Annotated in this window: 9 protein-coding genes and 1 riboswitch; all 9 genes read left to right on the top strand. The window is 46.8% G+C overall.

Annotation, left to right across the window (positions count from 1 at the left end; all coding sequences use genetic code 11):
* The first annotated feature begins 36 nt into the window (after positions 1-36).
* The 9 genes from recQ (at position 37) to BMX69_RS12630 (ending at position 13147) form a co-directional block, all read left to right on the top strand.
* Positions 37-1869: a DNA helicase RecQ gene (gene recQ, locus BMX69_RS12670; RefSeq protein ID WP_054790881.1), complete on the top strand. Its 1833-nt coding sequence runs from the start codon at positions 37-39 to the stop codon at positions 1867-1869.
* Positions 1870-2109: 240 nt separating this feature from the next.
* Positions 2110-3279 carry an exonuclease SbcCD subunit D gene (locus tag BMX69_RS12665; RefSeq protein ID WP_100042529.1) on the top strand — a complete coding sequence of 390 codons (1170 nt, stop codon included), beginning with the start codon at positions 2110-2112 and terminating at the stop codon, positions 3277-3279.
* Positions 3276-6449 (top strand): AAA family ATPase, encoded by a 3174-nt coding sequence (locus BMX69_RS12660; RefSeq protein WP_100042528.1) that lies wholly within the window; start codon positions 3276-3278, stop codon positions 6447-6449. The genes BMX69_RS12665 and BMX69_RS12660 overlap by 4 nt, the downstream gene beginning before the upstream one ends.
* Positions 6450-6524: 75 nt before the next feature.
* Positions 6525-6598: riboswitch (Fluoride riboswitch) on the top strand.
* Between the two features lie 121 nt (positions 6599-6719).
* Positions 6720-7946, top strand: coding sequence for a chloride channel protein (locus BMX69_RS12655; protein WP_100042527.1), 1227 nt, complete (start codon positions 6720-6722; stop codon positions 7944-7946).
* A gap of 79 nt (positions 7947-8025) precedes the next feature.
* On the top strand, positions 8026-8646 hold the full coding sequence (locus BMX69_RS12650; protein ID WP_054790875.1) for a hypothetical protein: 621 nt from the start codon (positions 8026-8028) through the stop codon (positions 8644-8646).
* 21 nt (positions 8647-8667) lie between these two features.
* Positions 8668-9159, top strand: a complete 492-nt coding sequence (locus BMX69_RS12645) for a dihydrofolate reductase (protein ID WP_054790874.1) — start codon at positions 8668-8670, stop codon at positions 9157-9159.
* Between the two features lie 260 nt (positions 9160-9419).
* A complete protein-coding gene (locus BMX69_RS12640) occupies positions 9420-10310 on the top strand; it encodes a sulfide/dihydroorotate dehydrogenase-like FAD/NAD-binding protein (protein WP_054790873.1) in 891 nt (296 codons plus the stop codon).
* Positions 10310-11698 carry an NADPH-dependent glutamate synthase gene (gene gltA / locus BMX69_RS12635; RefSeq protein ID WP_054790872.1) on the top strand — a complete coding sequence of 463 codons (1389 nt, stop codon included), beginning with the start codon at positions 10310-10312 and terminating at the stop codon, positions 11696-11698. Before BMX69_RS12640 ends, gltA begins: the two co-directional genes overlap by 1 nt.
* 69 nt (positions 11699-11767) lie before the next feature.
* Positions 11768-13147: an MATE family efflux transporter gene (locus BMX69_RS12630; RefSeq protein ID WP_100042526.1), complete on the top strand. Its 1380-nt coding sequence runs from the start codon at positions 11768-11770 to the stop codon at positions 13145-13147.
* Positions 13148-13176: the final 29 nt, after the last annotated feature.

Here is a 13176-nt window from a genome sequence, read left to right as displayed (position 1 = left end):
AAAAAACAAATGATAAGGAGCAGATACAAAAGTTATATGGATAAATTACAAGCATTAAAGCACTATTTCGGCTACGACAGTTTCCGGGAGGGGCAGGAAATTCTTATCGACAGCATTCTGTCCGGAAGAGACGCCTTAGGAATCATGCCCACCGGTTCCGGAAAATCCCTGTGCTTCCAAATACCAGCTCTTATGATGGAAGGAATCACACTGGTTATTTCTCCCCTGATCTCCCTCATGAAGGACCAGGTAACAACTCTCAATCAAGCAGGCATTCATGCCGCATATCTTAACAGTTCTTTGACTGCAAGTCAGTATTATAAGGCCCTGGCCTATGCGCGGGAAGGGCGATATCCCATTATTTATGTAGCACCGGAACGTCTTGTAACGGATGAATTTCTGGATTTTGCATTAAACACAAATATTTCCATGGTAGCGGTGGATGAAGCACACTGTGTATCCCAGTGGGGACAGGATTTCAGACCCAGCTACTTAAAAATCGTGGATTTTATTGATAAGCTTCCAAAACGTCCGGTCATCAGCGCGTTTACGGCAACTGCTACCAAAGAGGTTCGTGAAGATGTCATTGATATTCTCATGCTCAGGGAACCCGCCGTGGTGTCTACGGGATATGACAGACCCAATCTCTATCTGGGAGTTCAGTCTCCCAAGGATAAGTATGCTACATTAAAGAACTATGTGGAATGTCACCCGGATCAGTGCGGGATTATTTACTGCCTGACCAGAAAGCTGGTGGAAGAGGTATGCGACCGGCTGAATCAGGAGGGATTTTCAGCAACCAGGTATCACGCCGGGTTAAGCGATGAGGAGCGGCGGAAGAACCAGGATGATTTTATCTACGATAGAAGCCAGATCATGGTGGCGACCAATGCCTTTGGCATGGGAATCGATAAATCCAATGTACGGTTTGTTATCCATTACAATATGCCAAAGAACCTGGAATCCTACTATCAGGAGGTGGGCAGGTGCTCCAGAGACGGGGAGCCGGGAGAATGCATTCTGTTATACAGTGGTCAGGATGTCGTGACCAATCAAATGTTTATTGACAATAACCAGGATAATCAGGAGTTGGATTCTCTTACCCGCCAGATGGTTATGGAACGGGACCGTGAGCGGCTTAAGAAGATGACCTTTTACTCCTTTACCAACGAATGCCTCAGGGACTACATTCTGCGGTACTTTGGGGAGTACGGGGAGAATTACTGCGGCAACTGTTCCAACTGCTTAAGTCAGTTTGAAACAGTGGATGTGACGGATATTACAAAAGAATTGGTGGGATGCGTAAAGGCTAGCAGGCAGAGGTATGGAACTGCTGTCATTATCGATACGGTTCATGGAGCCAATACGGCAAAAATCAGAAACTACCGAATGAATGAGAACCCTCATTATGGAAATCTGGCAAAGGTTCCAGCCTATAAGCTGCGGCAGGTGATGAACCACTTATTTTTAAACGATTGGTTAGCCATAACCAATGATGAATACTCCATTGTTAAGCTGACAGAGAAATCTAAGGCGGTACTGGAAGATGGTGAATCCGTGATCATGAAGATGGCTAAGGAACAGGAACCTGTGGAAAAGGTAAAGAGCGGAAAGAAGATAAAGAAATCAAGTACATCCGCCCTGGAATTAACAGAAGGGGAGGCAGCTCTGTTTGAAACCCTAAGGGCGCTTCGGATGGAAATTGCCAAAGAGGAAAAGGTACCGCCCTATATCGTATTTTCTGACAAAACCCTGGTACATATGTCCGTGAAGAAACCAAAGACAAAGGAAGAGATGCTGTCAGTTTCCGGAGTCGGAGAATTTAAGTTCGAGAAATATGGGGAAAGGTTTTTGGCGATATTCCTGTAGCTTCCTCTATTTTCCCAAACGTTCGCTTCCTTGCTTCCTTTCAACCGTCGGAACTTCCAGTCCCTCCCTGTTAAGAATTTAGTCCTGTATGATAAGAAATTTGGCGGCAGGGAGATCCCGGTGCTTGCCTTTTTACTGGATGAAAAGGAACATCTGGTAAACATTTAAGATAAAAATGCCTGGGAGGAAATACCGAGGGTATATCCTTAATCCCCAAACCATGGGCAGGAAAGAGGAAATATGAAGATTTTTCATCTATCTGATTTACATATCGGAAAACAGTTAAACGGCTACAGTTTAAAAGAAAACCAGGGAGCGGTCCTAAATCAGATTGTGGATTATGCAGCAACCCAGCACCCGGATGTTGTCCTGATCTGCGGTGATATCTATGATAAAACAGCTCCTTCCGGGGAGGCCTATACCATGTTTGGCAATTTCCTGGAGGCCCTTTCCGGAATAAAGCCTGAGATCACGGTCCTGATTATCGCAGGAAACCATGATTCACCGGAACGTCTGTCCTATGCCTCCGCCTTTTTGGAACGGCACCGCATTCATTTGTCCGTATTTCCGCCAAGGAGCCAGGAGGAGTACTTAAAAAAAGTGGTATTACGGGATGAAAATGGTCCGGTGAATTTCTACCTGCTGCCCTTTTTAAAACCAGGGTATGTCCGGCCGCTTTTTACGGACAACCAGCCGGAGGGATACGAAAGTGCCATAAAAGCTGTTCTGGAGAGAGAAACCATTGATGCCGGAGAGCGTAACATCCTTTTATCCCATCAATTTTACGCCGCAGGCAATAAAGACCCGGAAACCTGTGAGTCGGAGCAGGCGGTCATCATGGCGGGCGGCTTGGACCGGGTAGATGCTTCTGTTCTTTCTGACTTTGATTACACAGCACTTGGACATCTCCACGGTTCCCAAAAGGTAGGCAAGGCTTCAATTCGATACTGCGGGACTCCCTATAAATATTCCGTCAGCGAAGAAAACCATAAAAAATCAGTTACTGTGGTGAATATAGGTAAAAAGGGAGATGAACCGGAGCTTGAATTTCTTCCGCTCAATGGAATCCAGGATGTGAGGCGGGAAAGAGGGTCCTTATCTGAGATTCTTAAAAGAGCCACAGAAGAAAACCGCCATGATTATGTCAGCGTCACGCTCACCGATGAAGAGGAACCTTACCGGGTCAGAGAACGCTTGGAAGAGGTGTTCGATCATTTGCTGGAGCTTCGGGTGGACAATGAGCGCACCCGGCAAAAGCGTCTGGAAGAGGGAGAGACTGTTCCGGTTCTTAAGCCTTTGGAGGCATTCCGGCAGTTTTTTAAGGCGGTAAGAGGGGAAGAGATGACAATGGAGGAAGAACAGGCCATGGAGCGGATCGTACAGGAAGCAAAGGAGGAAGAGGGATTATGAAGCCATTGGAGTTGACCATGTCCGCTTTTGGTTCCTATGGAGGAAAGGAAACCGTGGATTTTAAGAAAATCGGTCACGGCATTTTCCTTATAACAGGAGATACGGGAGCAGGAAAGACCACCATTTTTGATGCCGTATCATTTGCCCTGTTCGGGGAAACCAGCGGACAGAAGCGGGAGCCTTCCATGATGCGCAGCCAGTATGCGGCAGAAGACCAGGAAACTTATGTTTCCCTGAAATTTTCTGAAAGGGGTGAGAAGTATGAAATTACAAGAAGCCCTTCCTATACAAGGATCAGCAAAAGAAGAAATAAAAATGGAGAGTATTCTGCAGTTCCCGTTCCGGCAAAGGCCTCTCTCCTCTTGCCTGATGGATCGGAGTACCCAGGCAATCTTCGGGATATCAATCAGAAGATCCAGGAAATTGTAGGCGTGGACTTAAACCAGTTTTCGCAAATCGCCATGATTGCCCAGGGAGATTATTTAAGACTTCTTCATGCATCTTCCAGAGAACGGAAAGAGATTTTTTCCAGGATCTTTAACACCGGGATTTACAGCCGTATCCAGTTGAAATTAAAAGAGCAGAATAATCTTTTTTATGACAGCCTGGAGAACAACCGCAGGTTATGCTTTCATGAACTGGAAAATGTAGTACTTTTGGATGAAAGCACGTATCAGGAACCATGGCGGGAGCTTTTGGATTTTAAGGAAACAAGGACAGAGGAAATCCAGAAGCTTTTAGGTTCCATTCTGGCAGAGATAAAGGAAAAAGAACAGGAGCTTTGTGAAGAACGGGATCACAGGGGAAAGCTTCTTTCTGAAGTAGAAGGGCAGTTAAGCAGGGCCCAGGAAGTGAACCGTCTTTTTGACGGCCTTATGCAGGCAAAGGCCAGGCTGGATATTCTGGAAGGCCAGAAGGAACAATGGCTTAAGATAGAAGAACAATTAAAGGAAGCCGTCCGGGCAGAAAAGGCGAAAGGCCCTGAGAACCAGTTCTTAGATAAAAGGAGAGACTATGAGACGGCCATAAAGAGGGCCGAACAGCTTAAAAAGGAATTGGAGGAAATAACCCTTGCCCTTGCATCTGCGGAAAAGGAGGCAAAGAAAAGCAGGGAGGCCTCCCAGGAAGAAGTCCCCAGGCTGTCAGTTTTCATCGAACGGTTAAATGAGGCCATGCCGCTTTATGGCCGCTGGAAAACCATGGAGAGGGCTTCCCTTGATAAGAAAAGAGAGGAAGAGGAGGCTGGACAGCACTTTCATAGAATTGAGGCCGAGCTGTTCCGGTTAAAGGAACGCCTGACTGCAAACGAAGCAAGGCAGGAAAATCTGGAAGAAGAGGCAAGGAGCCTGCCGGAAATAAGACAGAGAAAAACTGTGCTCCTGGAGCGGCAGCAGGCCATGGAAGACCTTGAGAAAGCAGCTAAGGCAGGGGAGGCGGCAGACTTAAAACGAGAGGAATACCAGGAAGCGGTTATATGCGCCCAGAAAGATTACGAACAGGCGGAAGCACATTATAATGACAGGTTTCGTGAGTTTCTGGCATTGCAGGCTGGAATTATGGCTAAAGAGCTGGCAGACGGAGCCCCCTGTCCTGTCTGTGGTTCCAGCCTTCATCCTCTGAAGGCAGAGCTGATAGAGGGTGCTGTTACCCAGGAAGAGGTGGAGCAGGCAAAGAAAGCCAGAAATCAGGCGGAGGAACGGCGTTCCCAGGCCGTTCAAACTGCCGTCAGGGCTTTGGAGGTCTGCCGTCACTTAAAGGAACTGCTGGAGGGGGAGGAAGAAAAATGGTTTGGGACTTCTTTCCCTCAGGATCAGCTTCATGTCCGGCTGAATGAAGAGAGAGCGCGGGCCGGCATGCTTTTGCAGGAAGTGGAAAAGGAAGAGCAGGAAGCCTTGGAGTCGGACCGCCTTCTTAAGAAGCTTCTGGAAGAAAGGAAAGCGAACCGGGGGAGACTTGCGGAACTGGAACTTAAAAAAGAAGAGACCATGAAGAACTGGCAGCAGAAACAGCTGGACAGGGCAGCCGCTGCCGCAGAGGCGGATCACGTAAAAAAGCTTCTGCCATATCCTAAGGAAGAGGAAGCTATGGGGAAACTTGCAGGCTTCAAAAAAAGAAAAGAAGAGCTTTTAAGAGCAGAGGAGCAGGCGGATAAACGATTCCAGTATATCTTAGTGAAAGAAAAGGAAGGGAAAGGCCGTCTGGCCTCGGAAGAGGAAAACAAAGAGACGCGAAGGCTTGCACTTGGGCAGGCAGATACAGTGTTTCAATCCGTCCTGGTGGAACTTGGATTTTTAAAAGAAGAGGATTACCACAGGGCAAAGCAGGCACCGGAAATTGTAAGACAGTGGGAGCAGGAAACAGGGAATTATGAAAAGGAGCTGTTAAAGGCCCGCACCGTTTACGGCCAGTTTAAGGAGCAGACAAAGGGGCGTGAAAGGATAGAAACGGAACAATGGAACGGGCAGGCGGAAGCTCTTAAAGAAGAACAGAAACAGCTGCAGACCAGGGAAGCCAGGGTCACGGCCATTGGCAGCAGGGCTCTTCAGGCTGCCCAAAATCTGGAGCGGCTGTGGAAGGAGAGAGTGCAGCTGGAAGAGAAATACCGTCTGTACCATACCCTGTTTCAGACTGCCAACGGGAAAATGGCAGGCTCCGTCAGCCTGGACTTTCAGACCTATGTCCAGAGGCAGTACTTTAACCAGATGATCCATGCGGCTAACAAACGGCTTGACGTTATGACGGACGGCCAGTTCCTGCTTCAGTGCAGGGATTTGGAGACCCTTGGAAAACAGGGGGAGGTAGGCCTGGATTTGGATGTATACAGCATGGCAACAGATAAGGTACGGGATGTTAAAACCCTTTCCGGAGGAGAATCCTTTATGGCTGCTCTTGCCATGGCCCTTGGCATGACGGATATCATCCAGCGCACGGCAGGGAATGTGAGTATGGATGCTCTTTTCATTGACGAAGGCTTTGGTTCCCTGGATGAGGAATCCAGGCTTAAGGCAGTCCGCATCCTTCAGGAACTTGCCGGAGGACACAGACTGATCGGGATTGTTTCCCATGTGACGGAATTAAAGGAACAGATCGGAAAGAAGCTCCTGGTGAAAAAAACAGAAAAAGGAAGCAGGATTTTGTGGGACTTAGACGTTCTTCCTGATGGCGTTTGACAGGAAGATAAGAGAAAGTCCGGTATTTTTAAGTGAGATAAAAGCTTGACAACAGAGAAGAAACCTGTATAATAATTTTGAAACGGGAATGAAGCGCTCCCATGATAGGATTATCAAAACCGCAATTTGCTGATGGCTTCTGTATATTTTGACTGAATATGCAGAAGGTATCAGCTTTTTTAATTGTCAGGGTTTGATTGATTTTAAAAATGCAAGAATATAAATGACCGGACCTTTTATAAGCGGCCGGTTTCAGGGAGGAATTGTTTGATGCTGGAAAAAAAGCTGAAAAAGTACAGGGAACTGATGATCTTAGGTATTTGCGGAGTGGTGATCGGTGCAGCAGTGGGGATACTGGATACGGGATTTGGAAAGGTTTTGCTTTTTGTAACTGAATTACGGGAGGAATACTTTATCCCCCTGATCATTTTTCTTCCTGCCGCAGGAGCTTTGGCAGTCTGGCTGTATCACTGGGATGAGGGAAAGTGTGTTAAGGGAATGGGATTAATTTTTCAGGTGGGTCATGGAGAAGAAGACAGGATTCCTTTAAGGCTGATCCCGCTAACGGTTATAAGCACCTGGATTACCCATTTATTCGGGGGAAGTGCCGGAAGGGAAGGAGTTGCCGTACAGATAGGAGCCACCTTATCACACTGGGCCGGCCTTAAAATAAAAGTGAAAAACAACTCCAAAATCTTCCTGGTAACAGGTATGGCAGCTGGTTTTTCCGGCTTATTCGGAACGCCTGTCGCAGCCTGCTTTTTTGCATTAGAGGTTTTAACGGCAGGAACCCTGGAGTATTCTGCCCTGTTTCCGGCCATTGCCGCCTCCTTCACAGCCAGTACGGTTTCAAAAGCCCTGGGTTTGGAAAATTTTCATTATGCCCTGAACTCAAATATTCAGATAGATGTTTTATTTGCAGTAAAATTAATGGTGTTGGGAGCCTTGTTCGGCCTGGTAGGTTCCCTGTTTGCTTACGGTCTGGTTTCCATGAAAGATAAGCTTGGGAAAACTTTTCATGATCCGGTTAGAAAGATAACCATTGTAAGTATCTTTCTGGCAATATTGTTTATTCTATTGGGAATGGGAAGATATTCCGGTCTGGGAACGAATTTGATTTCAGCCGGTTTCCAAGGAGGCCGTATCTATGGCTGGGACTGGATTTTAAAACTTGTTCTGACTATTATTACGATCGCAGCAGGATTTCAGGGAGGAGAAGTTACTCCTCTGTTTGCAATCGGTACAAGCCTTGGAGCCGCTGTTGCAGGGATTCTGGGATTGCCGATTGAATTTGTTGCCGCAATGGGATATGCGGCGGTTTTCGGCAGTGCCACAAATACTCTTTTAGCACCAGTTTTTATAGGAGCCGAGGTTTTCGGCTATTCTTATTTGCCATATTTTTTTGTGGTCTGCAGCATTGCATATCTATTTAATGGAGACAGATCCATATACACGGCCCAAAAGAAATTAAATAACTTAAGACTTTTTGAAAAATAAATCAATGGATGAAACGGGTATTTTGCTCTATAATGGATAGAGCCATGAAACAAGAACAACATACAGAAAGGAAGATACCATGTTAAACTGCGAAAGAACCAGTGTTATGAACATAGAGAATGCCATTCGGGGTGCAAGAAATCCCATGAATAGCTGGGACCGGATGGACAGCGGATATAATGAGAAGGGTGAATACATCCTTGGACCTAATGATCTCGGCCTTGCAAAGCGGCTGAGAAAAGCAGGAAGCGACCACCGCAAATACATCCGCCAGATCCTGGTATCTGTGGATATTACGGCGCCGATTTACTGGTGGAAAGAATACGATACCTACAAAGTGGCTACTGTGGCCAATTCCACCAGCACCATGCATAAGATTCACAGCAAGCCATTTGAACTGGAGGACTTCAGCCATGACCATATGTCGGAAGGAACCCTGGCCTTTATGGAAACTGTGGTGGCTGAAATGGAAAAGATACGTCTCCGCTACATAGAGAATAAAAAGAAAGAGGATTGGTATGATCTGATCCAGCTCCTTCCATCCGGCTATAACCAGATGAGGACATGCACTTTAAATTATGAAACCCTGATCAACATCTACTTTGCAAGGCGCAGCCACAAGCTGGAAGAATGGCATGACTTCTGCAGGTGGATCGAAACACTTCCTTATGCAAAAGAACTGATCATTGGAGAAGAATAAAGGAAAAGGAGGGGTTGACCTATGAATATCATTGTTGCAGTGGATAAAAACTGGTCCATCGGCAATCAGGGCCAGCTTCTTGTTTCTATCCCAGAGGATAAGAAGCTGTTCCGGGAGGAAACCATGGGGAAGGTGATCGTCATGGGACGAAAGACACTTGAGAGCCTTCCTGGAAAGCAGCCGCTTTATGGAAGAACCAACATCGTATTGACCAGGGATCCGGATTACAAGGTAAAGGGAGCGGTCGTCTGCCACAGCCTTCCAGAGGCCCTTAAAGAGCTTGGCAATTATCCTGAGGAGGATTGCTTTATCATAGGCGGGCAAAGCATTTACGAACAGTTTTTCCCATATTGTAATACCGCCCATGTAACTTATATTGACTATATGTACAGTGCCGATACACATTTCCCCAATTTAGACCAGGATCCGACATGGGAAATGGCGGCGGAAAGCGATGAACAGACTTATTTTAATTTGTGCTATACGTTCCGCATGTATCAGAGGAACGGTTAAATTCAGGCGCTTTTCGGTCTTTCGCCTGTGAAAAAACTGGATATACAAGCATATCCAGTTTTTTCAACAAGCTGAAAATCTGTAAGATAATAGGCAAAATTCGACGGAATCTATAAATTTTTATTGATATTTTTTTAATAAATGTTGTCAGTGCCATTTAAAAATGGTAATATGATACGAGTACTATTTCGCCTGATTGTTGGGGAAGGCCATCAGGAAAGGTGTACAGGTATATTCACGAAGACATTAGGAGGATGAAGATGTATAGGATTTTAAAAGCAGAGATGTTAGCTGACAAGATCTATCTGATGGATGTGGAAGCACCTCGGATTGCCAAAGCCTGCCAGCCTGGAGAGTTTGTTATTGTCAAGATGGATGACAGAGGAGAGAGAATTCCCCTGACCATTTGTAATTATGATCGTGAGAAGGGAAGCATTACCATTGTATTCCAAACCGTAGGCGCAAGCACGGAAAAGATGGCTGTTTTAAAGACAGGAGACAGCTTTGCGGATGTGGTGGGTCCTTTGGGCAATGCGTCTGAATTCGTACACGAAGATATAGAAGAGCTGAAGAAAAAGAAATATTTATTTGTGGCCGGCGGTGTAGGAACTGCTCCTGTTTATCCTCAGGTAAAATGGATGAAAGAGCACGGCATTGACGTGGATGTCATTGTGGGAGCAAAGACCAAGGACTTATTGATTCTGGAAGATGCTATGAGAGAGCAGGCCGGAAATTTATATATAACCACAGATGACGGCTCTTATGAAAGAAAGGGCCTGGTAACTGAGGTAATCAAAGACCTGGTCCTGAACCAGGGTAAGAAATACGATGTGTGCGTAGCCATCGGACCGATGATCATGATGAAGTTTGCCTGCCTTGTGACCAAGGAGCTTGGTATTCCTACGGTTGTCAGCTTAAACCCGGTCATGGTAGACGGAACCGGCATGTGCGGTGCCTGCCGTGTTACGGTCGGCGGTGAAGTGAAATTTGCCTGCGTAGACGGACCGGAGTTTGACGGCCATCTTGTTAATTTTGACGAGGCCATGAAGCGCCAGATGATGTATAAGTCAGAAGAAGGGCGCTCGGTTTTAAAAGAACGTGAGGGCGATACTCATCACGGCGGCTGCGGATTGTGTGGAGGTAACGAGTAATGGATGTATTAAAGAAAGTACCAGTAAGAGAACAAGACCCTAAGGTAAGAGCGACGAACTTCGAAGAGGTTTGTCTTGGATATAATGAGGAAGAGGCAAAAGAGGAAGCCAGCCGCTGTATTAATTGCAAAAACCCAAAATGCGTAGCAGGCTGCCCGGTATCCATTAATATTCCCGGCTTTATTAAAGAAGTGGAAAAAGGAAATCACGAAGAAGCTGCAAGAATTATTGCTGAGTCCTCTGCACTTCCTGCTGTCTGCGGCCGGGTATGCCCCCAGGAGAGCCAGTGCGAAGGCCAGTGTATCCGCGGAATCAAGGGAGAACCTATTTCTATCGGAAAGCTGGAGCGTTTTGTGGCGGACTATTCCAGAGAGCACGGTTTCGTACCGGCTGCTCCGGAAAAGACCAATGGCAAGAAGGTAGCCGTCATCGGTTCCGGTCCTTCCGGTTTAACCTGTGCCGGTGACCTGGCTAAAATGGGCTATGAAGTTACTATTTTTGAAGCTCTTCATGAGCCGGGCGGCGTATTGACCTACGGCATTCCGGAATTCCGTCTTCCAAAGGAAGGTGTGGTTCAGCCGGAGATTGATAACGTAAGAAAGCTTGGTGTTAAGATTGAAACCAATGTAATCATCGGCAAGTCCGTGACCATTGACGAGCTTTTGGATGAAGAAGGCTTCCAGGCCATATTTATCGGTTCTGGAGCAGGTCTTCCTATGTTCATGGGAATTCAGGGAGAGAACGCAAACGGCGTATTCTCTGCCAACGAATATTTAACCAGAAGCAACCTGATGAAAGCGTTCCGCAGTGATTATGATACCCCTATCGTAGCGGGCAAGAAGGTTGCAGTGGTAGGCGGCGGAAACGTTGCCATGGATGCAGCAAGGACGGCCCTTCGTCTTGGCGCAGAGGTACACGTTGTATATAGAAGAAGTGAGGCGGAGCTTCCGGCAAGAGCGGAAGAAGTTCACCACGCAAAGGAAGAAGGAATCATTTTCAACCTTTTATCCAACCCGTTAGAAATTCTCACCGATGATAAAGGCTGGGTAAATGGAATGAAATGCATTAAAATGGAGCTTGGAGAACCGGATGCTTCCGGCAGAAGAAGACCTGTTGAGATAGAGGGATCTGAATTCGTCATTGATGTAGATACCGTTATCATGTCCTTAGGAACTTCACCGAACCCGCTCATATCCAATACAACAAAAGGACTGGATATCAATAAGCGCAAATGTATCATTGCTGAGGAATCTACAGGAAAGACCAGCAAGGATGGCGTTTACGCCGGAGGAGATGCGGTAACAGGAGCTGCAACCGTTATTCTGGCTATGGAAGCCGGACGGGCTGGAGCAAGAGGCATTGATGAATACCTTTCTTCTAAGGAATAATCCAGATAGTAAGAAAATAAAGGGCTGCCAGTTCACTGGCGGCCCTTTTGAAAGGTTGTTACATAATTTATGAATAAGAAAATTGATTTATTAAATGGACATATTTTTACATCATTGACCGGTCTGGCCCTTCCCATCATGGTCACGGCCCTGGTGCAGATGGCTTATAATCTGACGGATATGGCCTGGATCGGGTTCGTCGGTTCCCCGGCTGTTGCAGCGGTCGGCGCAGGGGGTATGTATGTCTGGCTCTCCCAGGGCGTTGTCGCTCTGGCAAAAATGGGCGGTCAGGTAAAGGTAGCTCATGCGCTTGGAAAGGGAGACAGGAAGGAGGCGGCAGTCTATGCTTCCGGTTCGGTTCAGATGGGGCTTTTATTTGCACTGCTGTATGGGGTAGTGACGTTTTTCGGGGCAAAGCCTTTGATCGCATTTTTCGGGTTGAACGATGCTTTCGTTACCTATAATGCACAGGTTTATTTAAAGATTACCTGCGGCTTGATTGTATTTTCCTTTTTAAATTCGATTATTACCGGGATCATGACAGCGATGGGCGACAGTAAGACACCATTGCTTGCGAATTTTATCGGCCTGGTTTTGAATATGGTGCTGGATCCTGTCCTGATTTTTGGGGTGGGTCCGATAAAGGGCTCAGGAGTAGCGGGGGCGGCCATTGCAACGGTCATGGCCCAGGCAGTAGTTACTGCAGTATTCCTCATTGCCATTCGAAAGGACCAGGTACTGTTTGATAAGGTGAAGGTGTTTCATAAGGTCCCCTGGGATTACATGAAAGCCATGGTCCGGATCGGTTTCCCTGCTTCCGTTCAGAACATTATTTATACCAGCATTTCCATGATTCTGACCCGGTTTGTAACCGGATTTGGGGATATTGCTGTGGCGGTGTTGCGGGTAGGCGGACAGATCGAATCCATATCGTGGATGACGGCAGATGGATTTGCAGCCGCCATTAACTCCTTTGTGGGTCAAAATTATGGGGCAGGTCAGTATGGAAGAGTGAAAAAGGGCTATTTTACGGCAATCGGTGTCATGTTTGTCTGGGGATTGTTCAGCTCAGCTCTTCTGATCGGCTTTCCCGAGCATATATTCGGATTATTCATCCATGAACCAGAAGTTATTCCAATGGGAGTGCGCTATCTTGTGATCCTGGGCTTTTGCCAGATGTTCATGTGCATTGAACTGACAACAGTAGGGGCTCTCTCCGGTCTTGGCAGGACCCTTCTCTGCTCGGTCATCAGCGTTTTATTTACTTCCGCCAGGATACCTCTTGCCAAGATTCTAAGCAGCACAGCCCTTGGGCTTGACGGAATCTGGTGGGCTTTTACCATTTCAAGTATCATCAAAGGGATTCTATTCTTCTTATCCTTCCTTGTGGTGGCAAGAAAGCTGCCACAGGATAAGCACCAGGCCCGTCTGGAAGCGGAACTTGAATAGATAACCGGAAGTTCATTTGGCAGTATCTT

This window comes from Lacrimispora sphenoides JCM 1415 (assembly GCF_900105615.1).
GTDB lineage: Bacteria > Bacillota > Clostridia > Lachnospirales > Lachnospiraceae > Lacrimispora > Lacrimispora sphenoides.
Note: the sequence above shows the minus strand (reverse complement) of the source record. Positions and strands in the feature narration are given on the sequence as shown.